This is a genomic window from Marinobacter sp. F3R08 (assembly GCF_018860425.1).
In the GTDB taxonomy this organism is placed as follows: Bacteria; Pseudomonadota; Gammaproteobacteria; order Pseudomonadales; family Oleiphilaceae; genus Marinobacter.
In genome coordinates, this window is record NZ_JAHKPI010000020.1 from 385,630 (window position 1) to 410,203 (window position 24,574).

A 24,574-nucleotide genomic window follows, 5' to 3' on the forward strand; every position below is an offset into this window, starting at 1 on the left:
AGGGCAACCAAAAAGACAAAGGGTTTGCCCGCTGTAGACGCGAATGATTTATTCAACTCTGACAAGAACCTCTTTCTGCCAGCCCAAACGGCCGGTTTCAGCGATCTGGCGACGTATACCCGGGACAGGCCGGACCATGAAAAGATCACCATTTCGACCCACCATAGCACGGGGTACGCCCGTTGCCTTAGCTATGTCCGCATGGGTTTCCATATGCTCAGCCTCCCCATGAACCGGGATGGCAATGGCGGGTCTGACCCATCGGTACATCAACTCCAGCTCTTCCTGGGCTGGATGGCCTGAGGCATGGATTGGCAATTCCGCGTCCTCGGCGGTAATGACTTTGACGCCCAGCGCCTTCAGCCTGGTGATTAACGCCTCGATGAGTTCCTCGTTGCCAGGGATGGCGCGGGCGCTGAAGATAACCGTATCGCCCGCCTCCAGTTCGAAATCCGGGTGACTGCCAGCCGCCAACCGGCGCAACGCCGTCCTCGGTTCACCCTGACTGCCCGTTGCCACTGCCAGGACTTCCGCCCGGGGCAGGTAACCCAGATGGGACGAATTGATTAACTGATCTGCCGAATCCCACAGACCGGCCGCCCTGGCCGCGCCACTCATATTGATCAGGGACCGCCCCAACAACCCCATGTAACGTCCTGTCTCCCGTGCGACCGAGGCCAGGGTATGCAGCCTGGCAATGTTGCTGCCAAAACAGGTAACCACCACACGCCCCTCGGCGGAACGGACTGCCTGAAGGAGCCCTGCACGCAGGGCCGCCTCTGACACCGAATGACCAGACACGGTGGCGTTGGTGGAATCGCATACCATTGCGTTCACACCCTCTTGTGCCAGGTCGGTAAAGGTTTTGACAGAATAGCCATGCCCCACCAGTGGTTGCTCATCCAGCTTCCAGTCTCCGCTGTGGAAAATGTTGCCGGCAGGAGTGCGAATCATCAGTGCGTTCGGATCCGGAATGGAGTGCGTCAACGCCAGCCATTGAACACTGAACGGGCCGATCTGCTTACTCTGCCCGGCTTCCACTTCGATAATTGGCACCCTGTGCAGCAGATCGAACTCTGCCAGTTTGCGGCGCAGAATTTCGGCGGTGAACCGGCTGGTGTATATCGGGCACTGCAACAGAGGCCAGAGATAGGGCACAGCCCCGACGTGGTCTTCATGGGCATGGGTGATAACCAGTCCTGTCAGGCGGTCACGGCGGTCGGCAATGAAGGCCGGATCGGCCATCTGCACCGGAGGCTCACCCCGATGATGCACTGTGCCATCGGCAGCCATACGCCCGGGCTTTGGGAAAGTAACCCCACAATCCACCATCAACCAGGCACCATTGTGCCCGTAGAGGTTGAGATTCATACCGATTTCGCCGGTGCCACCCAGCGGTAAAAACCACAGATCAGGCTCTTCGGGAATCATTCCGCGTTCCGGTCCATATACTTCAACACCAGGTCCTCGTGTATGCCTTCCAGTTCAATCAATTTCAATGCGGCCCGGATATCGTCCGCGTACTGAATCGCGGGCGAGTTCTTTGCCACTGCGATGTAGGAGCGCTCACCCGGCATAAAGAACGGTGAGACTTTAGCGTCCAGTCCAAGCCTTTTAACGACGTACAAACCGACTAGCTCTGGCGCGATGACAACATCCACCCGGCCCTTCTCCATCATCAGCATCAGGTTTTCGTAACGGGGCGCCGGTTCTTTGAGCAGCTCTTCATCATGGTCAAACCGGGAAAAATAAGACGCGCCCTCAAGCACCCCAACCACTCTGTCATGAAGATCGGCATAGCGCTGAATACTGTGCTCTTCGTTCAGATAGAAAAACAGCCGTCGTTCAGGAGGAAACGCAGGCGCCACGAATTCCATTAGATTGGCTTTGTCTTCGGTCTGGGTAGGGCCAAGCATGACATCGACCTCGCCCTGCTGGACCATCCTCAAGATCCGCCTGAATGGCGCTTCCCGGTAGCGAACGTCCCACCCCAGCCGATCGGCTATGGCCTCGAAGATCTCCACGTACAGGCCAGCTCGCTCGTGCCCCTGAACAATCCAGTAGGGTGGCGCATGGCTAACGCCTACGGTAACGGTCAGTGCCTCCACGGTTTCCGTACCCTGCTGGGCTGAGACCGGGGACATCAATGCTGTCAGAAGGGCGGCTATAAGCACGCGCATTCCTGTAATCCTTGTCTGAGAACTCGTGGCGTTTTCATACAGTCTGATCATCAGTCTCCAGTATAGACGGTTCAAGATCCACAACAGTCTGGATTACGTACTCACGGTTGAATTTGGTCACCCATGACACAAGGTTCTGTTCCAGACCCGTCAAGAAGTGCCATTCACTCGTCAATGCAAAAGGACGTACACCATGAAAATTCTGATGGTTCTAACTTCCCATGACCAGATGGGCGACACTGGCCACAAGACCGGCTTCTGGCTCGAAGAGTTCACCGCGCCCTATTACGTGTTCCGGGATGCGGGTGCTGACATCACCATCGCGTCGCCCAAGGGTGGTCAGCCACCCGTAGACCCGAACAGCGAGACGGAAGAAGCACTCACCGAAACCACCCGTCGATTCCAACAGGATGCCCACGCCAAGGAGTCTCTTGCCAGCACCAAAAAACTGACCGATGTGAACATGAACGGGTACGACGCCATTTTTTATCCGGGTGGTCACGGCCCGCTTTGGGACCTGGTCAACGACGACAAGTCCGTTGCCTTGATCAAAAGCACCTATGAACAGGACAAGATCATTGGCGCGGTCTGCCATGCGCCCGCCGTGTTCAAGAATGTGGAGGTAAAGCCGGGCCAGAACATTGTTGGTGGTCGAAATGTGACTGGGTTCAGCAACAGCGAGGAAGACGCGGTAGGCCTGAGCGGCGTCGTCCCCTTCCTCCTCGAAGACATGCTGAAAGCCAATACAGCCACCTACACCCGGGGTGACGACTGGGCACCGCACATTGTGGTGGACGGCAAGTTGATCACCGGTCAGAACCCAGCCTCATCGGAGGGTGCCGCAAAGGCCGTGGTACAGGCTCTCCAGGAAGCCTGACCCGAGAAATCCCGGGACCGGATGAGTGCTCTCATCCGGTCCCGTCAGTCACGAAACCCTTCGATTAAACTTCCTTTACCGTTCACAACAGCGTCTCATATCTGTGCTAACGTTTTGAGGAATATCTCAAAAAAGCTGGCCAACGCTATGAGCAACCCGAAACACACGCTTTTCTGGATGACGCTGTTCCTCGGCGTGGTCGTCATCGTCGGCGCCCTGATCCACAAACCCCTGATCTCCGCCTTTATGGCCAACTGGGTGTTCAATCTGCTGATCGTCGGGGTTCTGATCGTTGGTATTGCACTCACTTACCGGCAGGTATTTGTCCTGTTTCCGGAACTGAAGTGGATCGCACAGTTCCGCACCGGCCACGCGGGACTCTCCGTGGTACAGGAACCCCGACTGCTCAAGCCTCTGGCCCGCCAATTGGGGGAAGACGCCAAGCGGGACCGGTTTACCCTCTCAACCCTGTCACTGAGAACCGTGCTCGACGGCATTCATTCCCGCATGGATGAACAGCGGGAGATCACCCGCTACTTCATCAGCCTGCTGGTATTTCTCGGGTTGCTGGGCACCTTCTGGGGGCTGCTGGGCACCATCAACTCGGTCGGCCAGGTTATTACCGGCCTGGATATGAGCCAGAAAGATTTCGGGAAGGTGTTTGCGGAGCTCCAGAAAGGCCTGCTTACGCCTCTTGAGGGCATGGGTACGGCGTTCAGTTCTTCCCTGCTTGGCCTGGGCGGCTCACTGATTCTCGGCTTCCTCGATATCCAGGCCGGTCATGCCCAGAACCGCTTCTACGATGGCCTGGAAGAGTGGCTCACAGGCGTTACCAATCTGGTAGATCGGGTTGACGACGAGAAAGACCTGTCATGATCGGATCCAGGCGCCGAAGCCGAAGCACCACCAACGTCTGGCCAGGGTACGTGGATGCGCTCTCCGCCCTGTTAATGCTGGTGATCTTCATGCTGCTGGTGTACGTGGTCAGCCAGCTTTACCTTTCCCAGACCCTGTCAGACCGGGATACCCAACTGGCACAGCTCAATGCCCAGCTGACCGAGTTATCGGAACTTCTGGGTCTTGAGCAGAGCAAGACCGACGCGCTGGAAAACCAGATGGCCAGTCTGCAGGATGACTACAGCGCCAGCCTGAACCGCAACGACGCTCTGGTGAACCAGCTGGAATCCACCCGCGAGCAACTGATGCGTCAGACTGCCATGGCTGAAGCCCAGACGGAACGACTGGCAAATCTGGAAGCATCCGTTGATGAGAAAGACGAGATGTCCGCCAGCCAGCAGGCAATGATCCTGCGATTGTCCAATCAGATCGCCTCATTGCGGGAACAGCTCAGGCAGATCGCCTCAGCGCTGGAATTGCAGGAACAGATGACGGCGGACAAAGAGCAGGAACTGGAGCAGGTCAGCCGACGGCTCAATACCCTGCTGGCCGAGCGCGTTAACCAGCTGGAACAGTACCAGTCGGAATTCTTTGCCCGACTGCGGGATATTCTCGCCGGTAATGAGAATGTCCGGATCGTCGGTGATCGATTCCTGCTGCCGTCCGAGCTTCTGTTCGCCTCGGGTTCTGCCGAGCTGGGCGAAGCAGGCCGGCAGGAGCTGGATAAACTGGCGAACATCCTGCTGGATGTCTCCGCCAGAATACCCGACGACGTCGACTGGATCCTGAGGATCGACGGTCACACTGACATCCTGCCCATCAATACCCCGAGGTTCCCCTCCAACTGGGAGCTGTCCACTGCCCGCGCCGTTGCCGTGGTTCGCTACCTTGCCGGCCAGGGTGTCCCGGATCGGCGCATGGCGGCCGCCGGGTTTGGCGAGTTCTTCCCGGTGGCGGAAGGCACCTCAGCGGAAGCACTGCAAAAAAACCGGCGGATTGAGCTGAAGCTGACGGATCGTTAGTCCCGAGAGTGAGACAGCAAGGCATTGACCGTCATGGTGTAAGGAGCCTCTATGCCCAAACGGTCACAGCGGCGCAGCACTGCACCGGCGATACTGTCGAGTTCCAGGGGCCGGCCTTTTTCCTTGTCGACCAGCATGGAGGTCTTGATGGCATTGAAGTTACTGATCAGATCGAACATTTCGTCCAGATCTTCGGGTCCGAGATTGACGTCGTCGGCTTTCGACGCGGCCACCGTTTCCGCCATCATGCCGTGAACCATCTTCTGGAACTCCGGATGATGAGTCAGACTCCGGGTATCCAGTCCGGTCAGGGCCGAGAGCGGGTTTACGCCGTTGTTGATCACCAGCTTGCGCCAGAGCTCGTACCGGATGTTGTCAGAAACGGTTGTCGGAATACCGGCCGCTTCGAGTTCGGTCTGTAATTGCAGCAACAACGGGCGACGTGCATCCAGCGCTGCGGCCAGCGGCCATTCACCCATGACAATTTGCGCAGGCCCTTCCGCTTCAACCACCCCCGGCTGAACAATGTGCCCACCGATTCTCACCGCCAGGCCACCCAGAATCCGCTGTTCCCCCAGAAGCGATGCCAGGGCAGGCTCATTATCCACTCCGTTCTGCAGTGACAATACAGGCACCTTGCCGTGGCCGAGCCAGGGTCCCAACTCCTCCAGCATTGCCTCCTTTGCTGTGGATTTGAGGGTGACGACAACGACATCAAAATCATCCGGCCGGTAACGGGAGACCACCCCCGAATGATCCATTGCCTGAACCGGAAACGACCAGACCTCCTCCCCGTACTGGACCGTCAGACCACGTTCCCGCAGCGCCTCCAGGTGTGCACCGCGCGCGGTGAGAACAAGGTCGTGTCCGGCATGCAACAGGCGGGCGGCGTAGTAGCCACCGATGCCGCCTGCGCCAACGATCAACAATCTGAGCTTGCTGGCCATCAGAAATGAATAACCGTCCGGATGCTCTTGCCCTCATGCATCAGGTCAAACGCCTTGTTGATGTCTTCCAGAGGCATTTCATGGGTAATGAACACATCCAGCGGAATCTCACCCTTCCCGGCCTTTTCAACGTAACCCGGCAGCTCGGTGCGACCTTTCACTCCACCAAAGGCCGAACCACGCCATACCCGACCGGTAACCAGCTGGAACGGTCGGGTGCTGATTTCCTCACCGGCTCCGGCAACACCAATGATGGTGGATTCGCCCCAGCCTTTGTGACAGGCCTCAAGCGCTGCACGCATCAGTTTCACGTTACCCACGCATTCGAAGGTGTAATCGGCACCACCGTCGGTCATCTCGACGATCACTTCCTGGATCGGCTTGTCGTAGTCGTTGGGATTCACTACGTCAGTGGCGCCCAGCTGTTTTGCGATGTCGAATTTACCCGGGTTAATGTCAACACCGATGATCCGGCCAGCCTTGGCCATTTTTGCACCAATGATCGCCGCCAGGCCGATGCCGCCGAGACCAAAAATGGCCACGGTAGCGCCTTCTTCAACCTTGGCGGTGTTCAGCACGGCACCAATGCCGGTCGTCACGCCACAGCCGAGCAGACAGACCTTGTCCAGAGGCGCTTCCTTGGGAATCCTGGCCAGGGAAATTTCCGGCAGCACCGTGTACTCGGAAAACGTAGAGCAACCCATGTAGTGATATAGCGGTTCACCCTTGTAGGAAAAACGGGAGGTGCCGTCCGGCATCACACCTTTACCCTGGGTTGCACGCACGGCGCCGCACAGGTTGGTCTTGCCAGAGGTGCAGAATTTGCACTCCCCGCATTCGGCGGTATACAAGGGGATCACATGATCGCCCACTTCGAGGTTCTTCACGCCTGGCCCAACCGCCTCCACAATGCCACCGCCTTCGTGACCTAGAATGGTCGGAAAAAGGCCTTCCGGATCGGCTCCCGACAGAGTGTAGGCATCGGTATGACAAACGCCGGTGGCCACAATGCGCACCAGAACCTCACCTTCCTGGGGCGGAGCAACATCAACTTCAACGATTTCGAGCGGCTTGTTGGCTTCGAAGGCCACCGCGGCACGGGATTTGATCACTTTCGGCTCCTTGATTACTCGGTCGCTGTTAACGGGCGGCGACATTTCAGCCCTCACGTGTTTGAATCATTCTACTCGACTTGGTGATAACCATGTTGCTCAAAATCTTTTCTGAATCTTGAGCGTATCTAGAAGGCAGAATCAAAAGGTTGAGGAGCCATAACGTTGCGCACGCTTTACTGGTTTACGCGGGATCTTCGCCTGCACGATAACAGCACGCTGCTGGCTGCGTCGAAATCCGACATGCTGCTGTGCGTGTATGTGGTGGATCCGCGCTGGTTCTCGCCCGGACCTCTGCAGAGTAAATCCATGGGGGATCATCGGTGGCGTTTCCTTTGGCAAAGCCTGATGGCACTGGAGCGAAGCCTGAGACCACTGGGACAGCGCCTGCACATTGCCTATGGCGAACCGGAGACGGTGATTCCGGCACTGGTCCATGCGTACCAAATTGGCCGGGTAATCCGCTCGCGGTTACCCGGTACCCGGGAGGCCAGTCAATGGCAAACTCTCAAGGAACAATTGCCAGACACCCTGTTTCAGCAATTCGAAACCCTCAGTCTGTTTACCGAGGGTTCGCTGCCGATGGCCTTGCAGGATCTGCCGGAAACCTTCTCACAATTCCGCAAACAGGTAGAGAAAACCGGTGAACGCTGCTCAGAACGGCTCAGGATTCGCACGCTTACCGCCTTACCCCCGCCGCCGGGCTTCCCAGAGGACAACCGGGGCGCCTGCCCGCGCATATCGGAGCCCGTGCACCCGTTACAGTTCGTGGGCGGTGAAGCCACAGGCCTGAAGCGACTGCAGGCGTTTGTCTACGACAATCACAGCATTGATCGCTACAAAGAGACCCGAAATGCCCTGGACAGCTGGGATGCCTCCTCCAAATTCTCGCCCTGGCTGGCCAACGGCTGTGTTTCGGTCCGCGAAGTGGCGGAAACCATCACCGAGTACGAAGCCAGCGAGACCAGGAACGAGTCCACTTACTGGCTGTGGTTTGAGCTGCTCTGGCGCGAGTACTTCTACTGGTACGCTCTGAAACATGGCGCCAGCCTGTTTCGCCGGGATGGCGTCCAGCGCAAGCACCGACACGGCACCTTCTACGGCCACCGTTTCCAGGCCTGGTGTCACGGCAACACGGAATATCCGATCGTGAACGCAGCCATGAACCAGCTGCGGGAAACCGGCTACATGAGCAATCGGGCCAGGCAGCTGGTAGCAAGCTGTTTTATCAATGAACTGGGCTTGGACTGGCGTTACGGGGCAGCGTGGTTTGAAGAACAGCTGATCGACTATGATGTGGGGAGCAACTACGGCAACTGGCAGTACCTGGCTGGCGTAGGCGCGGACCCCCGAGGCCTGCGGCAGTTCAACCTCGACAAGCAGACGCAACAATACGACCCTGTTGGCACCTTTGTAGATCGTTGGGGCGGACACGCGGAACAGCCCGTGGGATTACACACAGTAGATGCGGCAGACTGGCCCCTGTTGTAAAAGGCACACAGCCATGAGCACTATGACGAACAACGAAAACACCAGCACAGCGCGGGAAACCCTGGCCCGCATCATCGACACCAGCTCTCCCGCCAGCCTGCTGAGCTGCGGCGCTCTGGCCACCGAAATGTCCCGGATCTGGCAGGAACACCAGGACGGGGTCAACGTCCGTACTCTGGACACCGCCGATCCGAATGCCAGTCTGTTTCTGGATCGGGTCGCAGACCTTGCACTGATCACCGACACGCTTGAACACCTGCCCCACGGTGAAGGCGCACTGCTGCTGGGTCAGCTCAGGAACTACGGCACCCACCAGATTGCAGTACTGGTGGGTGAAACGCCGGACTGGGCATTTACCGATTTCATTGGCCTCGGTTTCCGGCGTCATGCAGAGTTGGAAAATGATAACGGCGTACTCACGCTCTACACCTACAATCTGGATACTTACAACCATAAACGCGCCTGGAACAATCCAGAGAAATGGGCCAATCCGGAAATGTGGGGAAAAGCATGGTGGTGAACAGTCCGTCTTCCAGAAAACTCAAACCCAGTACTCTTCGAATCGGCACCCGATACCGGGCCAGTCGCCTGAAAGGTCCCTATGACGCCATCGTGATCGGCTCCGGCATTGGCGGCCTGACCACGGCTGCGTGCCTGGCAAAAGCCGGCAAGAAGGTGCTGGTGCTGGAACAGCATTACACCGCCGGAGGCTATACCCATAGCTACGCCCGCAACGGGTATGAATGGGACGTTGGTGTTCACTACATCGGCGATATGGGCTCTTCTCACACCCTTGGCCGCAGGCTGTTCGACTACATTACCGACGGCAAGCTGGAATGGGCTCCCATGGATGAGAACTACGACCGGTTCTTCCTTGGCGATAAGGTGATCAACCTGCGAGCCGGCCGGGAAGGCCTGCGTCTCTCTCTGTTGCAGGCCTTTCCCGACGAACAGGACGCTATCGACCAGTACCTGAAACTGCTGGGCAAAGTGGCCGATGGCATGCAGTGGTACACACTCTCCAAGCTGACGCCCGGCCTGCTCAGTTCCATTGTTAACAAAGGGCTGGATGTTGCCTTGCCGGACTGCTTCAACAAGACCACGTGGGAGGTTCTGAGTGAACTGACTGACAATCAGGAACTGATCGGCGCGATCACAGGTCAGTGGGGCGATTGCGGCGTCACCCCCAGACAGTCCAGTTTCATGGTCCACGCCCTGATTGCCAAACACTACCTGTACGGTGGTTTTTATCCCGTTGGCGGGGCATCAGAAATCGCGAACACGATAATCCCTGTTATCCAGAAGCCGGGCGGTGAAGTGTTCACCTACGCCGACGTTACCGACATCCTGATCGAAAAAGGCAAGGCGACCGGTGTGCGTATGGCCGATGGTGAAGACATCCGCGCACCGCTGGTGATCAGCAATGCGGGCGTGATCAATACCTTTGAAAAGCTGCTTCCGCCGGACGTCGCCAGGAAGGTCGGGTATGAAAGCAAACGCCGGCACATCATACCGTCCATGCCCCACATCGGCCTGTACATCGGCCTGAAGGGCACGCCCGACGAACTGGGTCTGCCCAGAACCAATTTCTGGATCTACCCCAGTGCCGACCACGATGGCAACGTGCAGCAATTCATGGACGACCCGGAACACACGGATTTCCCGGTCGTGTACATTTCCTTCCCGGCGGCCAAGGACCCGGACTACCAGAATCGCTGGCCGGGCACCTCCACCATCGAGATTGTAGCGCCCACCACCTGGGAGATGTTCGAGCCCTGGCAGGACACCATCTGGGGCAAGCGCGGCGAAGACTATGAGACCCTGAAACAGAAGATCACCGACCAGTTGCTCGACGTCATGTATGAAAAGCTGCCTCAACTTCGGGGCAAGGTGGATTACGTCGAGACCTCCACGCCACTCTCCACCGCGTGGTTCTGCCGCTATGGGCGGGGCGAACTGTACGGCCTGGATCACAACCCCGAGCGTTTCGAACAGGACTGGCTGAAGCCGAAAACCGACATTCCCGGGCTCTATCTCACCGGTCAGGACATCCTTACCTGTGGTGTCGTAGGTGCCATGATTGGTGGTCTGGTCAGCACCCTTGCCATTCGGGGCTGGCGCGGCGCCGGGTTGGCAAAACGCATATTCGTGGGGTAACAGGCGTTGCCCAGGCCAATCTGCCCCGCCTGCCACGTGCATCCCAATATCTGCGTGTGCGACACCTGCGCACCGGTGTTGAACAGCACCCCGGTGTCCGTGCTCCAGCACCCGGGCGAGATCGGTCACGCAAAGGGCACGGTTCGCATCCTGTCCCGGTGTCTTGCCCGGTTACAGGTAGTCCACGGCGAGACACCGGCCGAGTTCCGCCAGGCCGGCTTTGATACAGAAGTCCACGCCCCGGGCTCGGCGCTGCTGTTCCCCGGCCCGGGCAGCTGCGCGCTCGAATCGGCGGATCTGAGCCACATCCGTCACTGGATAGTACTGGATGGCACCTGGCGCAAGGCCGCCCGGATCCTGCACCAGAATCCGACACTGGCCGCACTGCCCCGTTTTCACTTCTCTCACCCTCCGGCTTCCGCCTACGCCATCCGCAAGGCGCCAGGGGAACACAAGCTCGCGACAGCCGAAGCGGTGGCCTATCTGCTGAACGTGATTGAACCGGAACTGGATACCCGCCCGATCACCACCGCCCTGCACGCGCTGGTGACCAGACAGCTTGCCCAGATCCCGACCCGACTGCACAAACACTACCAGTAACACCACCCGGTGAGACGACCCTCGTTTCCGGACGTAAGCTCCTGACACACAATTGCAACCAGGAGCAGCCCATGCCCGAAGAATTCAGCCCTGCAGACCTCTCCCGCATCATCGAAATGGCCTGGGAGGATCGCACTCCCTTCGAGGCGATTGAGGACCTGTACGGCCTCAGGGAAAAGGATGTCATCAGAGTCATGCGTCGGGAACTGAAAGCCGCCAGTTTCCGGCTCTGGCGCAAACGGGTGAGCGGCCGCGACACAAAACACCGTGAACTCCGACCTGCAGGGATCACCAGGGGGTATTGCCCAACCCAGTACAAGCATCGATAGCGGCCTTGCCATTGGAATTTGGTCGGGGCTGCGCGATGATATCAAGGCATTAACCAATCAAGGAACGCCGTCCATGCCACTGTTCAACCAGAAAAATGCCCGGAAGCAGCTGGATGCCGAGGCCGGCAAGGTAAATCCGGCAGACCTGGAAAAGCTGCTGGAACGCCAGCGCAAGATTGAAGACAAAGTGAAAGGCAGCGGCAAGCTGGCCCGCTTCAGTACCGATATCAAGCTCATGTTTTCCATGATCAGGGATTACTGGAATGGCAACTACCGAAACGTGCCCTGGAAAAGCATCGCAGCCATTGCCGGGGCTCTGCTGTATGTCCTCAACCCTATCGATGTCATACCGGATCTGATTCTCGGCTTCGGGTTTCTGGACGACGCCGGCGTCGTCGCTATGTGTCTGAAATTGGTGGAGTCTGATCTACTCCGCTATGCTGCATGGGTAGAGGAGAAGGAAGAACGCGAAAACCAGGTCAGCGCCAATTGATTAAATTCTGAACTGACGGTATTCTCTCGCCCCTGCTATCGAAACACCTGCATCTTACTTGGAGTTGCTGTGGATTTAGCCACCCTCATCGGCCTTGCTGGCGCAACGCTGCTTATTGCGTCCGCCATTATTCTTGGTGTTTCGCCAACGGTTTTCATCAACCCCGCATCCCTGTTGATCGTTGTCGGGGGCACCATGTTCGTGGTGTTGGCCAAATTCAGTGTTGGCCAATTCCTTGGAGCCTTCAAAGCAGCGGTCCGGGCCTTCAAGTTCAAATTGCCGGAAACTCAGGCCAGCATCGAAGAGCTGGTAGAGATTGCCAACGTGGCCCGGAAAGAAGGCGTTCTGGGTCTTGAGGGCCGGGAGATAAGCAGTCCGTTTCTTGCCCAGGGTATTCAGATGCTGGTAGACGGACAGGACGGCAAAACGATCAAGGAGCTTCTGAACAAAGAGCGCCTGATGACCCTTGACCACAACCGATCCGGCGCCAAAGTCTTCACGGCCATGGCAGACGTTGCACCGGCCATGGGCATGATTGGAACCCTGATAGGTCTGGTTCAGATGCTGTCAAACATGGAGGATCCGAAATCCATCGGTCCCGCCATGGCGGTCGCTCTTCTGACAACTCTTTACGGCGCTATGATTGCGACGATGTTTGCCACACCGATTGCGGACAAGTTATCCCTCCGAATGACGGAAGAAGCCCGGATGCAATCGCTGTACATCGACGCTCTCGTGGCCATCCAGGAAGGCACAAACCCCCGCATCATTGAGCAGATGCTCTCAAGTTATCTGCCGCCCAAGGAACGCGAGAAAGTGGCTGAAGCCGAAGGCGCCTGACCATGGACGAATTGCCTGAAGAAGAAAAACCGGGGATTCCGGCGTGGGTTGTCACCTTCGCCGATCTTATGTCCCTGCTGATGTGCTTCTTCGTGCTACTGCTGTCCTTCTCGGAAATCGACGCCCAGAAATTCAAGCAGATTGCCGGCGAACTCTCCAAAGCTTTCGGTGTGCAGCGCGACGTGCCGTCTCTGGAAATTCCAAAAGGCACCAGCCCGATATTCGACAAGTTTTCCCCGGCTCCACCGGAGCCCACCGTGATCAACGAAGTGAAACAGACCACCACTGAAGAGAATCCCGAACTTCAGACTCTGAAAAGCCCGACCGATGCGGCGGTAGAATCCGCGATGGACGAGCAGATGCAGGAGACCATGGACGAGATTCTGCAGGTTCTGGAGCCTGCCATTACTGACGGCCGCATCAATGTCAGTGAAGACCAGAGGCACATCGTGATCCGGGTGGAAGAAAAAGGCTCCTTCCCTTCCGGGTCGGCCCAGCTGACCTGGGAATTCGAAGGCCTGCTGCTGGACATGGCCGAGGTCATTCAGGGTATTCCGGGTGATCTCACCATTGAGGGTCACACCGACAACATTCCCATCCGTACCGACCGGTTCTACAGCAACTGGGATCTCTCCGCCGCCCGCGCAGCAGCCGTGGCCAACGTTCTGGTAGCACGAGACCAGGTAGAACCTACCCGTCTGTCGGTTACAGGGCTCGCCGATACCCAGCCCAGGGTGCCCAACAGCTCCGCCGACAATCGTGCAAAGAACCGCCGAGTCGAAATCATCATCGACCTTTCCGGTCCGCTGCAGGAGCAGGAAATCCGGCTTCGGGAGCTTATCCACTCGGAATCCGACGACGAGCAGTCGCCCCTGGACATCGAATCCAGCACTGCCACGTCAGGCGAAATCAGCTGGTAGAGCTCACACCAGATTGGTGCGCCGGCTCAAATATCGCACATATCTAGTGCAATAATCTCACCAAAGAACCTGTTACCCCTTCGCCATACCTCGCTAACCTGCCAACCACTCTTAATGTGCATTATTTTGGAACACATCTTGCTTATCCTGCACCTCATGAATGCACAACCCAACAAAAAGGGCCCATCAGAGGCCTGATACACAATATCAGGAGCGAAACCCCGTGGACATCACGAGTGCAGTGCACACCCTGACAGAGAGCGCCAACACGCTGTTTATCCTCATCGGCGCCATCATGGTCCTGGCCATGCACGCCGGCTTTGCCTTTCTTGAAGTAGGCACCGTTCGTCACAAGAATCAGGTCAATGCGCTGGTCAAGATCATGACCGACTTCGGCATCTCCGCTGTGGCCTATTTCTTTATTGGCTATTACATCGCTTACGGCAGCCATTTCATGAGTGACGCCGCCGAACTGACCGCTGCCAACGGCTATGATCTGGTGAAGTTTTTCTTCCTGATGACCTTCGCAGCCGCTATTCCCGCCATCGTCTCCGGTGGCATTGCCGAGCGCGCCAGATTCTATCCAATGCTGATTGCCTCCGGCCTGATCGTGGCTTTCGTTTACCCGTTCTTTGAAGGCATGATCTGGAACGGCAACTACGGTTTCCAGGGCTGGCTTGAGAACCAGTTTGGTGCATCTTTCCACGACTTCGCCGGCTCCGTTGTGGTGCATGCGGTCGGTGGCTGGATCGCTCTGGCAGCCGTGCTTATCCTGGGAGCCCGGAAAGGGCGCTACCGTAATGGAAAAGTTATCGCCTTTGCTCCTTCGAATATTCCGTTCCTGGCCCTCGGCGCCTGGATCCTGACCGTTGGCTGGTTCGGTTTCAACGTGATGTCTGCCCAGACCCTGGACGGCATCAGCGGCCTGGTAGCCGTCAACAGTCTGATGGCCATGGTGGGCGGCATTCTGGTTTCCATGCTGCTGGGCCGCAAAGATCCGGGTTTCATCCACAACGGCCCTCTGGCAGGCCTGGTAGCCGTATGTGCCGGTTCTGATCTGATGCATCCGGTTGGCGCTCTGATCACCGGTGGCGTAGCCGGCGCCATCTTTGTCTATCTGTTTGAGTGGGCCCAGGCAAAAATCGAACGCCTGGACGATGTCCTGGGTGTCTGGCCGCTGCACGGTGTGTGTGGCGTCTGGGGTGCTATTGCCTGCGGCATATTCGGCCAGGAAGCACTTGGCGGCCTGGGCGGCGTCAGCCTGATGTCCCAGATCATCGGTTCCATCGCCGGGGTTGTCGTCGCTTTCGCCGGTGGATTGGCTGTGTATGGAATTATCAATGCGGTGTCCGGCGTGCGCCTGACAGAAGAGGAAGAGTTCAACGGAGCCGACCTCAGCATTCACCGCATTGGTGCCAACGCCGTCGAATAGCCACTCGGTCTGGCCGGGGTTCAGTCACCGTATCCGGTCAGCTCCATGTAGCCCACCCCGCCATGGCTGCCGGATACGGAGACCGGGCTTTCCCAGTAGGGGTAGAGCCCGGTATTCCGATAGTCCCCCGGGGGCGCGGCCACGTCCAGATTCAGACCGACGTCTGGCACCGCCAGTTGCCACCTACGCGGATACCCCTCACTGGTCGTTAATGGCGACATCCTGAGCTGATCGGCGCCAAGCGACATCGGCTCACCATGGACTGGAATCCAGGTACCGGCACGAAAATCACCCTCTTCTTCCCGTAGCTGGAAGGCCATCAGTTTGTCTCCGGACTCCAGGTGCAGCGCAAACCAATCCCAACCCTGCTGCCCGGCTTTGAGAAACTGGCTGCTCCACTCCCGGTCGAACCAGCCCCGTCCGGTCACCGCCAGCGCCTGATCGCCCAGAGTAACCGTGCCGTCTATCTGCAGGTTCACCAGACTGAAATACATGGACCCCTTGCCATCGGCGGCCTTGGCACTGAACCCATTGTCGCCGTGCGCAACGGGTTTGCCGTTGATCCGCAGGGTCAGGTCATAGGACCAGCCATCGGCCGCCACCTGCAACTGCCACGCGTCATTACCGGATGCCTCAAGCTGCCAGTCATCCAGCCACACAGCCAGTGGCTCTGCCCGGGCACCGGCATGACCAACATCGCCTCGGGCCAGCCTCTCGCCAAAGTAATGCTGGCTATCAAAGCTCACGGCAGCGTGGGCCATCCAGGCCGCTTCCAGAGGCCAGGTGCCGGGCTCAGGAGGCTCAGCGTCGGCCAGCCGCGGTGTGATTGCCTGGCGAAACTGGGTCCATTGCAGGCCCAGAGGCTCTCCCTCTTCAGTCTTCAGGTTGGCAGTCAGGTACCACCACTCTATGCGGTGTTGCGGATGAGGCCCGAAATCTTCGGGAAAGGTCAGGCGGTCACCGGGGCCAGGCTGCAGGAACGCCACCCCCGAATCACTCTCCGAGACACCGGCCAGGCCGGCAAACCCGGCTTCTTGCTGTGGTTCCGAGCAGCCCGCCAACGCAGCGACCAGAAACAGCCAGAAACGCCGCCTCATCGTTCACCTCCTGCCAGCGCACTGGCGCTCGCCGGAGCGGAAGCCTGAACTTGCAGCTGCCGGTGCATCAGGAGCGCAATACTGAAGCCGACCAGCAGGCTCAGCACCCCAAGTTCTGCCCAGAACGGCGGATAAACGGCCATCGGCAGGGACCAGCCAAACGCCAGCGGGTTGATACGATGCACCAGCACCCAGGTCAGCCAGATTCCCAGCGGTAAAGCCAGCACTGCAATCATGCTGGTCAGGGCGACTGCCAGGCGTGTCAGCTGTGCTGAAGCCTGTCGACGTGAAAGCCCCCACACCACCAGCAGACCGAAGTACCAGGCCCGGGTGGAGAAAAACACCCAGCCCATCATCAGTAAGGCAATCGCTGCCAGTATCAGGGTCAGGGCTGTCATGGCCCGGGTCAGCAGAAAGGTCTGATCAAAGATGGCAGAAGCCAGCGCTTCAATGGCCCGATTGTCCCGGACGACGACTTCGTCAACCTGCCACATCTGCTCCAACTGGCCTTTGATCGCCTCAATAGAGAAGGTCCCGGGCGATATCGACAGGCTCTGGAAATCGGGAACAAAACCCGGCGGCAACACAGCAACATCCAACAGAATTTCACCGGCAGGACGCCCGTAGTCAGGGTAGATCGCCAGTACCGGAAGATCTAACCTCCCGCCACCCAGTTGCACCGGCAAGGTCGCGCCCGGGTTAATTCCATGGCGCCGGGCGAGCTGCTCATTGACCATCAGACCCTGGCCCTGACGCAGCCGCTGCCAGGGCTCGGCAACGGATTCAAACAGTTGCCATCCGGTCACCAGAGGACCAACAGGACCCAGCGCAAACACATCCACAACCGTATCCTGCTTGCCGGCGGTGCCCATCAGCGTTGCCTCCCCCCGAACCACCTGATGCCACACCCCGGAGGATGCCAGCGCCTGCTGCTCCGACAGCCAGTCCAGTACTGGCCCCGGATCCACAGCGTCGGGCACCTCAATGTAATAACCGGCCGCGAGCCGTTGCGCCAGCCATCGGTCGAAGGTGCTCTCGAAGGTAGTGACCAGGGCCTGAACAGCCAACACCATAGCCAGGGCAAACTGCAGGGCCACCAATGGCAAGGCCAGGCGCCGGGCCAGCACCGACAGCTCCCGGTGGCGCCAGCGTGCCAGTGGATCCTTGTCACGCCCGGCCTGCCCGTCGGCGAGCCGGGAAATCAGCATTGGCGCCAGAGCCCCGGCCGCTACGAACACCATGGCCACGGCCATGAAAAGCCAGACCAGGGCGGACGCCCAAACCGACCAGGCAAGACCGGTGATCAACATCAGCAACAACAGCCCGGCAAACCCGCGGCTGCCTCCTGAGAGCCGCCGGCCCAGCGGCCGAAGGACGTCTGTCAGGCAAGCCACCAGAACCACCGCCTGCATAGTCACCATCGGCTTCAGCCAGCCTCCTCCCTGCCCGGCGTACAGGGGCTGATCAAACAGTCCTTCCAGCGCCCGCCCGAAACCACTGCCAAGGCCGATGGCCAGCCAGCGGCCAAGCCAGATCCCGGGCACAATGCACACCAGGCCCAACAGCAGGATTTCAACCACCAGCAGGCCGTTGATACGCCCCCTGGAAACACCAAACCGATGTAGCAGGGCAAAACTGTCGCGGCGCTGGGCCAACCCGAGCAGATAGACACTGCGTACCAGCAGAGCGGTAATCAAAAGCACAAGAACGCCCAGCGCATCCAGATTGAGCAGGAAACTGTCGCCCAGCTCTCCGGTCTCAGGGCCAACCCGGAAAGGCGCCAACTGGTAGCCTGAAGGGAGGTCAGCCGCACTGTGCGCATCCGACACCAGTAAAGACAGTGCACTTCCGTGCTGACCGGCCAGTTCAGCCGCTTCAGCGATGTCCATGAAAGGCCGGCCATCCAGCTCCCGCTGCCAGGGCTCCTGGTCCTGACCAGGATCGCCAAAGCATCCGGCGGCCAGGGGATCGACGCCAACCAACCGTCCGGCATCCGGATCGGCCACTTCCATCCAGGGCATCACGCACAGGCCCCGGCGCCTGAGTTCGACAAAGTCAGCCACTGAAACACGATCGCCGTCTGTGCGCTTTACCTGCTGGCGCTCAGCCACCGCCGACTCGCTCTGGTCGAGACTCACCCGGGCCTGGCTGGTCAGGTGATGGACCCCGGTCCAGAGCATGGTTGCCAGGACAATCATGGCGGCAAGCGCCAGCAGCTGAAGTGGGTGGCGGCGATAGTGGCTGAACAGGGCGGCCGGAAGAATCACAGGGAACTCAGACTTCAGGCCGATGCCCGAGATCCAGATGCTGGCTGCAGCGGGCGGCCAGCTCCGGATCGTGGGTAGCAAGGATCAGGCCGCAGCCATGGCGGGCCTGCAACTCGAACAACTGTCCGATAACAGCCCCTGCGGTATGACGATCAAGGCTGCCAGTGGGTTCATCGGCCAGAATCAGGGCGGGTTTCATGGCAAACACCATGGCCAGAGCAGCCCGCTGGCGCTGACCACCGGATATCTGGTCCGGATACCGGGCCGCAAGCTCGCCAATGCCCAGCCGTTCAAGCCAGTCCTGACAGTTGCGCTGTTCATGGCCGGCAAGCCGGGCCCGCAGACGGACATTATCCAGCAGGGACAGGGCAGGCATCAGGTTGGCTTCCTGGAATACCACACCGATCTGCTGACGGCGCAGATTGCCCCAGCGCGTGCCGGTTTTGCCCCCGGCTTCCGGCCTTTGGCTGTCGAAGCTCTCTCCCAGCACCTCCACTCGGCCTGCATCCGGTGTTTCAAGGCCACACAGAATGTTCAGCAGGGTGCTTTTCCCGGAACCTGAGCGACCGGTCAGAGCCAGAGACTCACCTCTGGCAAGTTCCAGAGAAAGATCCGTGAGTACTGACACTGGCTCACCACCACTGACAAACTGCTTGTTCAGGCCCCGGGCCGAAAGCAAAGAGTCCACTGTATCCTTCCTGTCTGCTTGAGTTTGACCAATCGCTTCAACGGCTCACTGATCAGTCCGGAGCGCCGATGGGACCGGCCATTGAGCCACGCCGCTCTGCACGCCATTCCCGGAACTGTTCCAGCCAGGACAAAAGCGCCGGAATGACCAGTAATACCAGCAGGGTCGAAAGCCCCAGACCAAAGGCAATCGAGGTAGCCATCGGAATCAGAAACTGAGCCTGCAGGGAAGTCTCGAACAACAGCGGCAGCAGACCGCCAATCGTCGTCAATGATGTCAGCATGACCGCCCGAACTCTCTGCACTGCGGCTTCATTGAGGGCATCGGTAATACTCAGCCCTTTTTTCCGTTGCTGGTTGTAGAAGGCGACGAGAATAATGGCGTTATTGACCACAATCCCGGAAAGTCCGAAAAGGCCAAACAGCGAGAGGATGGTCAGCTGTAACCCCATCAACCAGTGGCCCAGCAACGCGCCCACCAGGGCAAACGGAATGATGGCCATCACAATCAGCGGCAGACTCCAGGAGGCGAACACCCAGGCGAGCACCACGTACATCAGCGCCAGGCCAATAACCAGCCCGGTCTGCATGTCACCCAGTGTCTCCCGCTGATCGGCAGCCCTTCCTTCGAAGCTGTAGCGCACGTTGTAGCGGCTGGCAATATCGGGCAGAGCCTCGGCTTCCAGACTGGTAAGAACCTGATCCGTGGTACTTACCCGAGTGTTCAGCCCGGAGGTTACCTCAACCGCCAATCGGCCTTCAGCGTGACGCAAGGCCTGGAAGCCCTGGCGGTGATCCAGATTCATCACCTGGGTCAGCGGCACAAAACGACCATCCGGAACCCGGACCGTGATACGTGAAAGGGTCGACAGCCTCTCACGCTGATCCCGGGGCAACTGCACCCGGACCTCGACTTCATCACGGCCATCCTGGTAGATCTGGGCAATCCGACCATCAAAGGCCGCTCTGAGCTGACGCCCGAGGTCTGACGTGGTCAATCCCAGCGCCTCACCATAGGCACTGACCTGGTATATCAGCTGCTCCCGCCCCCAGGGCATGTCATCTTCCACATCGAGCACGCCTGGCAGTGTGGAAAGTGCCTGGCCCAGTTCCTCGGCAGCCTGCTTCAGTCGCTCGGCATCCTCACCGGTCAGCCGGACGTTGACATCCCGGCCCGGCGGCCCCGCCTGGCGTTCAGAAATCGTGAGGTTATCCAACCCGGCCGGTGTCTCCAGTCGGCTGCGCCACTCAGTGATGAACTGCGGATTGCGCACGGTGCGACGGTCTGAGGGCTCCAGCTCAATCATCATTGATCCCAGCTCGTCTCCACTGCGAGAACTGCCCTCGGCACCCTGAGTGGCGCCACGGGTGGTCACAGCATGGAGAATGAAATCACCGCCCAGCGCCTCTTCGGTTTCATTGAGCGTCCGCTGCATCTGGCTCAGGAAGTCGTCTACCGTGCCGCGGTCGGTGCCGGCAACAAAGCTGGCGTTGGCGTAGAACACCGACGGCTCCGGTGTCGGAAAAAAGTTAAAACCAAGCCGCCCCCCGGCCAGCAGACCGACGGTCACAATGGCCAGGGCCAGTGCGCTGGCCACCGTGGCACCACGATGCTTGAGGCTGAACCGGGAAAAACGCCGGAATCTGCCCTCACGGAACTGATCAAATCGTCGCTCGAAACCCTGACGAAAGCGCTCGACAGGACCTGGCTTTTTCGGTTCCAAGCCTTCCTTCTTCAGTTTGCGTCGGGGCACAAAGGCATGGCGCAGATGAGCCGGCAGCACGATGAAACACTCAAGCAACGAAGCGACCAGCACACAGATCATTACCAGTGGAATGTCACCGAGGATATTGCCAATGACGCCACCAACCACCAGCAGAGGCATAAAGGCGGCAACCGTCGTAAGGGATGACGCCAGTACCGGCCATACCATGCGCTTGGCCGCCCCTTCAGAGGCGTAGATCGACTCCTCCCCCATTCGCGCATGGGCGTCTGCATCCTCGCCAACCACAATGGCATCATCAACGATGACGCCGAGCGCCATAATCAGGGCAAACAACGAAATCATGTTGATGGAACCACCGATCAGCCAGAGCACCCCCATCGCAGCCAGAAAGGCGGTCGGAATACCGATGGCAACCCACATGGCCACACGCCCGGGGAGAAACAGGTAAAGCAGGCACACCACCAGCACCAGACCGCCCAGCCCGTTTTTCACCAGCAGCGAAATCCGATCGTCCAGCAGCTGCCAGGTTTCATCGTATACCTCCAGTTCCAGCGTCGGTGGCAATACCGGCCGGGTATCCGCCAGCCAGGTCTCCAGAACCTTGGCCGCCGCCAGCGAGTTGCCATTCTCTGACCGCTGCAATTGCAGCTCAACGGCAGGCTTGCCGTCCTTGTCCAACGTTACCGGGCTCTCGCGGGACTCCTGCCGGATGACGGCGACATCGCCAAGGTTCAACTGGATCCGTTGTCCACTGAGTACCGGAATATTCTCGAATTCCTGGGGACTTCGGCGCTGTTCCACTGCCCGCAGTTCCCGGGCGGCATCCTGTTGCGCCATCATTCCTGCGGGCAGGTCCTGTGAGATGGCAGCAACCCGTTCAGCAATCTGGTCCAGTGACAGGCCCAGTGTCTCCAGCCGCTCTACCGGCACATCAATGCTGATCTGCTGCTCCGGCAAGCCGCGAATCGACACCCTGTCGATACCACGCTGCAGCAGTTCATCCTCAAAACGGTGGGCCAGCTGTCGTAACTCGCTACGATCGACATCCCCAAACACCAACAACCGGGCGACCGGTTCATAACGTTCTATCCGGGTCACCTGGGGCTCTTCCGCCTCGGCGGGGAGGTTGGTGAATTCATCCACCTGCTGGCGAACATCGTCCAGAGCCTGGATAGGGTTGGTGCCTTCCTCGAACTCCAGGGTAATGGAGGACACACTCTGGGCCGATGTGGAGGTCATTTTTTTCAGACCGTCCACGCTGCGCAGGCGTTGCTCCAGGGGGTTGGTGATGCCCTGCTCCACGTCTTCTGCAGACGCCCCACTCCACACCACGCGAACACTGACGACATCAAGGGCGAAGGTGGGAAAGAACTGGATATTCATGCGAGTCAGCGCCAGAACCCCACCCAGCAGCATGACCAGCATCACCAGGTTGGCGGCCACCCGATGATGGACAAAGAAGCCGATGACGCCCTTTTTCCGAGTCATTGCGCCATGGCTCCGGAATCAGCCACATCGACCTTGAGCCCGGTCACCGCATTCGGCAGGTGGGTGGTAATCAGCTGGGCACCGGATATCAGGGCTTCACCGGTCACCAGCAGACGACGCTCGCCGTTGCTGCCCCGCCCTTCACCAATCCTCTCTATTCGCACTCGCTTCATCCGGCCGTCAGATGACAGCAGATATACGCTGTCAGCACCGTAAAGGGCACTGAACGGAATCGACAATGTATCGCTACGCGGCGCTCGCTCCAGAGTCACAGGCAGCAGGCCACCCGGCCGTAATCCCCTGGCTTCACCCTCCAGCTCAAGAATGGCTTCGGTACCGGAAGGATCGCTGGTACCGGCAAAACGCGAGAGCCGGAACCGATGCTGAGCACCTTCGCTGGTGGCCGCCAGGGTGTTGCCACGCGCCAGCGCATCCAGCAACTCGGCCCTAAACATCTCGGGCACCCGCGCCCGAAGCTCCAGACCATCGACGGGATAAAGCGACAACAGTGGCTCATTGCGGCTGACCTGGTCACCCTCGGCCACCTGAATATCGGTAACGATACCTTCGAACGGTGCTGTCATCCTGGCCCGCCCGGCATCCCGCCGGGTACTGAGCAGGCTCGCTTGCGCCTGGGCCAGTTTTGCTTCCAGACTTTGCAATCGCGCCGGGTGCTCATCAATCGCCCGTTGCCGGGTATTGACGGTCAATTCCGCCCTGGCAGCAACATCGGTTGCCGTTTCCAGCGCCTCCCGGGACGACAGATTCCGGTTAACCAGCGACTCTGTGCGCTCAAGCTGCCGACGGGCATTTGCCAGGATGGCCTGCTCGCTGGCCAGCGCTGACTGATCGTTGCGGTAACGCACCTGTTCCGATCGAATCTGGGCTTCGAGGTCTTTTACCTGGGCTTCGGCCTGAGCCAGCGCAGGCTGAATGTCGGCATCATCGAGCGCTACCAGAAGCTCGCCTTCACTAACCCGCTGCCCCTCAGTCACCGGTCTGGCGCCAATCCGACCGGCCAGGGTTGCCGTTACCGTCAGTTGCTCCGGCGCCAGTACTTCGCCATACAAGGGCAGGACCGGAGTATGAGTACCCGGTTCGATCTTCTGAACCTGAACACGCCAGCTACGTTCAGTGGTCGTGACTTCTGCAGGCTCGGGACGGGTCATCTTCAGAATCATGAAGCCGGCAATACCGACAGCGAGAATCAATACGGGGATGAGTCGTTTGGACATTGCTTGCTGGCCAGCTAAGGTAAATAAAGCCCTTCGGGCTGTTAGGTTCAGACTACTATACAATCGGAACAACGAATCGGATCGCGCATTATTGATGCCCTGCGTCATTTTAACGCAGTGACCGCCCTCTCAAGACAACGGAGACCTTCAGCCTTGGCAGCAGAACACCATGTCAATTTTCTGAACGCAGCGCTTATCAACAGCTTGATCGTCGCCGTTACCGTTCTGATTCACCATGAGGCCCTGATCCTTTTAAGCCGTCTGCTTTCAAAGATGCGCCAGAACCACGAGTTTCGCCTGCTTGTCTCGGTCTTTGGCATCCTTGCCATACACACGTTTCAGGTCCTGATCTTCGCCACTGCGTTTTATGTCATGCACCACACCGACGGCTGGGGCGAACTTTCCGGCAACTTCAATGGCACCTTGCTCGACTGCTTCTACTTCTCCTTCACCACCTTCACCACCGTTGGCTACGGGGACATAGTAGGCTTCGGTATCCTGCGCCTTCTCACTGGAATCGAAGCATTGGCCGGACTGGTTCTTATAACCTGGAGTGCCTCATTCCTGTTTGTGGAAATGCAACGCTTCTGGCCCACCCGATAGATCCATCGACTGTGAAGCAAAGTGTAGTACACGAGAGGCATCACCAAATCGACCAGCTGTCCCACAATGACGAAGACACCGGCAGCGGTTTTCATTACCGCTGTGCCGGGGCTCCGACGTTCTGGAAATCAGTGGCCATCACAAGGTGATCAAGGTTAGCGTTTGAGAAAACG

At 58.8% G+C, this 24,574-nt stretch carries 22 protein-coding genes; 13 read left to right on the top strand and 9 right to left on the bottom strand.

Features of this window, described 5'->3' with window-relative positions; genetic code table 11:
• Nucleotides 1-48 precede the first annotated feature (48 nt).
• Together KO499_RS14125 and KO499_RS14130 are read right to left on the bottom strand one after the other, a co-directional pair.
• Complete coding sequence (locus KO499_RS14125; protein WP_215984395.1) at nucleotides 49-1,431, bottom strand: ribonuclease J; 1,383 nt, start codon at nucleotides 1,429-1,431, stop codon at nucleotides 49-51.
• The gene (locus KO499_RS14130; protein WP_215984396.1) at nucleotides 1,428-2,180 is read right to left on the bottom strand and encodes a substrate-binding periplasmic protein; all 753 of its coding nucleotides are present in this window, start codon (nucleotides 2,178-2,180) and stop codon (nucleotides 1,428-1,430) included. Before KO499_RS14130 ends, KO499_RS14125 begins: the two co-directional genes overlap by 4 nt.
• Before the next feature lie 193 nt (nucleotides 2,181-2,373).
• On the opposite strand from KO499_RS14130, the gene KO499_RS14135 reads away from it, so the two are divergent.
• From KO499_RS14135 to KO499_RS14145, 3 genes are all read left to right on the top strand, one after another.
• Nucleotides 2,374-3,057, top strand: coding sequence for a type 1 glutamine amidotransferase domain-containing protein (locus KO499_RS14135; protein WP_215984397.1), 684 nt, complete (start codon nucleotides 2,374-2,376; stop codon nucleotides 3,055-3,057).
• A 147-nt stretch (nucleotides 3,058-3,204) separates the two neighbouring features.
• On the top strand, nucleotides 3,205-3,933 hold the full coding sequence (locus KO499_RS14140; RefSeq protein WP_215984398.1) for a flagellar motor protein MotA: 729 nt from the start codon (nucleotides 3,205-3,207) through the stop codon (nucleotides 3,931-3,933).
• On the top strand, nucleotides 3,930-4,976 hold the full coding sequence (locus KO499_RS14145; RefSeq protein ID WP_215984399.1) for a peptidoglycan -binding protein: 1,047 nt from the start codon (nucleotides 3,930-3,932) through the stop codon (nucleotides 4,974-4,976). Before KO499_RS14140 ends, KO499_RS14145 begins: the two co-directional genes overlap by 4 nt.
• Here the strand turns inward: KO499_RS14145 and KO499_RS14150 are convergent.
• Together KO499_RS14150 and KO499_RS14155 are read right to left on the bottom strand one after the other, a co-directional pair.
• A complete protein-coding gene (locus KO499_RS14150) occupies nucleotides 4,973-5,923 on the bottom strand; it encodes a ketopantoate reductase family protein (RefSeq protein ID WP_215984400.1) in 951 nt (316 codons plus the stop codon). The genes KO499_RS14145 and KO499_RS14150 overlap by 4 nt on opposite strands.
• Nucleotides 5,923-7,035, bottom strand: coding sequence for an S-(hydroxymethyl)glutathione dehydrogenase/class III alcohol dehydrogenase (locus KO499_RS14155; RefSeq protein WP_215984401.1), 1,113 nt, complete (start codon nucleotides 7,033-7,035; stop codon nucleotides 5,923-5,925). Before KO499_RS14155 ends, KO499_RS14150 begins: the two co-directional genes overlap by 1 nt.
• A gap of 165 nt (nucleotides 7,036-7,200) precedes the next feature.
• On the opposite strand from KO499_RS14155, the gene KO499_RS14160 reads away from it, so the two are divergent.
• From KO499_RS14160 to KO499_RS14200, 9 genes are all read left to right on the top strand, one after another.
• Nucleotides 7,201-8,526, top strand: a complete 1,326-nt coding sequence (locus KO499_RS14160; RefSeq protein WP_215984402.1) for a DASH family cryptochrome — start codon at nucleotides 7,201-7,203, stop codon at nucleotides 8,524-8,526.
• Between the two features lie 13 nt (nucleotides 8,527-8,539).
• Nucleotides 8,540-9,046, top strand: coding sequence for a DUF6231 family protein (locus KO499_RS14165; RefSeq protein ID WP_215984403.1), 507 nt, complete (start codon nucleotides 8,540-8,542; stop codon nucleotides 9,044-9,046).
• Nucleotides 9,037-10,683, top strand: coding sequence for a phytoene desaturase family protein (locus KO499_RS14170; protein ID WP_215984404.1), 1,647 nt, complete (start codon nucleotides 9,037-9,039; stop codon nucleotides 10,681-10,683). The genes KO499_RS14165 and KO499_RS14170 overlap by 10 nt, the downstream gene beginning before the upstream one ends.
• Before the next feature lie 6 nt (nucleotides 10,684-10,689).
• Nucleotides 10,690-11,283 carry a tRNA-uridine aminocarboxypropyltransferase gene (locus tag KO499_RS14175; RefSeq protein WP_228339958.1) on the top strand — a complete coding sequence of 198 codons (594 nt, stop codon included), beginning with the start codon at nucleotides 10,690-10,692 and terminating at the stop codon, nucleotides 11,281-11,283.
• Between the two features lie 71 nt (nucleotides 11,284-11,354).
• Complete coding sequence (locus KO499_RS14180) at nucleotides 11,355-11,612, top strand: TIGR03643 family protein (RefSeq protein WP_215984405.1); 258 nt, start codon at nucleotides 11,355-11,357, stop codon at nucleotides 11,610-11,612.
• 73 nt (nucleotides 11,613-11,685) lie between these two features.
• Complete coding sequence (locus KO499_RS14185; RefSeq protein ID WP_215984406.1) at nucleotides 11,686-12,105, top strand: YkvA family protein; 420 nt, start codon at nucleotides 11,686-11,688, stop codon at nucleotides 12,103-12,105.
• Between the two features lie 69 nt (nucleotides 12,106-12,174).
• Nucleotides 12,175-12,945, top strand: a complete 771-nt coding sequence (gene pomA / locus KO499_RS14190) for a flagellar motor protein PomA (protein ID WP_215984407.1) — start codon at nucleotides 12,175-12,177, stop codon at nucleotides 12,943-12,945.
• A 2-nt stretch (nucleotides 12,946-12,947) separates the two neighbouring features.
• Nucleotides 12,948-13,865, top strand: coding sequence for a flagellar motor protein MotB (locus KO499_RS14195; RefSeq protein WP_215984408.1), 918 nt, complete (start codon nucleotides 12,948-12,950; stop codon nucleotides 13,863-13,865).
• A 223-nt stretch (nucleotides 13,866-14,088) separates the two neighbouring features.
• Nucleotides 14,089-15,297, top strand: coding sequence for an ammonium transporter (locus KO499_RS14200; protein WP_215984409.1), 1,209 nt, complete (start codon nucleotides 14,089-14,091; stop codon nucleotides 15,295-15,297).
• 20 nt (nucleotides 15,298-15,317) lie between these two features.
• Here the strand turns inward: KO499_RS14200 and KO499_RS14205 are convergent, their stop codons facing one another.
• Genes KO499_RS14205 through KO499_RS14225 form a run of 5 tightly spaced genes read right to left on the bottom strand, consistent with a single transcriptional unit; the run spans nucleotide 15,318 to nucleotide 23,798 of the window.
• Nucleotides 15,318-16,394: a lipocalin-like domain-containing protein gene (locus KO499_RS14205; RefSeq protein WP_215984410.1), complete on the bottom strand. Its 1,077-nt coding sequence runs from the start codon at nucleotides 16,392-16,394 to the stop codon at nucleotides 15,318-15,320.
• Nucleotides 16,391-18,661: an FtsX-like permease family protein gene (locus KO499_RS14210; RefSeq protein WP_323133352.1), complete on the bottom strand. Its 2,271-nt coding sequence runs from the start codon at nucleotides 18,659-18,661 to the stop codon at nucleotides 16,391-16,393. Before KO499_RS14210 ends, KO499_RS14205 begins: the two co-directional genes overlap by 4 nt.
• A 7-nt stretch (nucleotides 18,662-18,668) precedes the next feature.
• A complete protein-coding gene (locus KO499_RS14215; protein WP_215984411.1) occupies nucleotides 18,669-19,349 on the bottom strand; it encodes an ABC transporter ATP-binding protein in 681 nt (226 codons plus the stop codon).
• A 52-nt stretch (nucleotides 19,350-19,401) separates the two neighbouring features.
• Nucleotides 19,402-22,563: an efflux RND transporter permease subunit gene (locus tag KO499_RS14220; protein ID WP_215984412.1), complete on the bottom strand. Its 3,162-nt coding sequence runs from the start codon at nucleotides 22,561-22,563 to the stop codon at nucleotides 19,402-19,404.
• Nucleotides 22,560-23,798, bottom strand: coding sequence for an efflux RND transporter periplasmic adaptor subunit (locus tag KO499_RS14225; RefSeq protein WP_215984413.1), 1,239 nt, complete (start codon nucleotides 23,796-23,798; stop codon nucleotides 22,560-22,562). The genes KO499_RS14220 and KO499_RS14225 overlap by 4 nt, the downstream gene beginning before the upstream one ends.
• Before the next feature lie 153 nt (nucleotides 23,799-23,951).
• On the opposite strand from KO499_RS14225, the gene KO499_RS14230 reads away from it, so the two are divergent.
• Nucleotides 23,952-24,401, top strand: a complete 450-nt coding sequence (locus KO499_RS14230; RefSeq protein WP_215984414.1) for an ion channel — start codon at nucleotides 23,952-23,954, stop codon at nucleotides 24,399-24,401.
• Nucleotides 24,402-24,574 lie beyond the last annotated feature (173 nt).

What these genes read in the sequence shown, in the direction of transcription:
- KO499_RS14205 (WP_215984410.1), bottom strand. Translation starts at nt 16,394, where the DNA reads ATGAGGCGGCGTTTCTGGCTGTTTCTGGTCGCTGCGTTGGCGGGCTGC.
- KO499_RS14195 (WP_215984408.1), top strand. Translation starts at nt 12,948, where the DNA reads ATGGACGAATTGCCTGAAGAAGAAAAACCGGGGATTCCGGCGTGGGTT.
- KO499_RS14170 (WP_215984404.1), top strand. Translation starts at nt 9,037, where the DNA reads ATGGTGGTGAACAGTCCGTCTTCCAGAAAACTCAAACCCAGTACTCTT.
- KO499_RS14140 (WP_215984398.1), top strand. Translation starts at nt 3,205, where the DNA reads ATGAGCAACCCGAAACACACGCTTTTCTGGATGACGCTGTTCCTCGGC.
- KO499_RS14145 (WP_215984399.1), top strand. Translation starts at nt 3,930, where the DNA reads ATGATCGGATCCAGGCGCCGAAGCCGAAGCACCACCAACGTCTGGCCA.
- KO499_RS14165 (WP_215984403.1), top strand. Translation starts at nt 8,540, where the DNA reads ATGAGCACTATGACGAACAACGAAAACACCAGCACAGCGCGGGAAACC.
- KO499_RS14125 (WP_215984395.1), bottom strand. Translation starts at nt 1,431, where the DNA reads ATGATTCCCGAAGAGCCTGATCTGTGGTTTTTACCGCTGGGTGGCACC.
- KO499_RS14150 (WP_215984400.1), bottom strand. Translation starts at nt 5,923, where the DNA reads ATGGCCAGCAAGCTCAGATTGTTGATCGTTGGCGCAGGCGGCATCGGT.
- KO499_RS14220 (WP_215984412.1), bottom strand. Translation starts at nt 22,563, where the DNA reads ATGACTCGGAAAAAGGGCGTCATCGGCTTCTTTGTCCATCATCGGGTG.
- KO499_RS14225 (WP_215984413.1), bottom strand. Translation starts at nt 23,798, where the DNA reads ATGTCCAAACGACTCATCCCCGTATTGATTCTCGCTGTCGGTATTGCC.
- KO499_RS14135 (WP_215984397.1), top strand. Translation starts at nt 2,374, where the DNA reads ATGAAAATTCTGATGGTTCTAACTTCCCATGACCAGATGGGCGACACT.
- KO499_RS14180 (WP_215984405.1), top strand. Translation starts at nt 11,355, where the DNA reads ATGCCCGAAGAATTCAGCCCTGCAGACCTCTCCCGCATCATCGAAATG.
- KO499_RS14130 (WP_215984396.1), bottom strand. Translation starts at nt 2,180, where the DNA reads ATGCGCGTGCTTATAGCCGCCCTTCTGACAGCATTGATGTCCCCGGTC.
- KO499_RS14185 (WP_215984406.1), top strand. Translation starts at nt 11,686, where the DNA reads ATGCCACTGTTCAACCAGAAAAATGCCCGGAAGCAGCTGGATGCCGAG.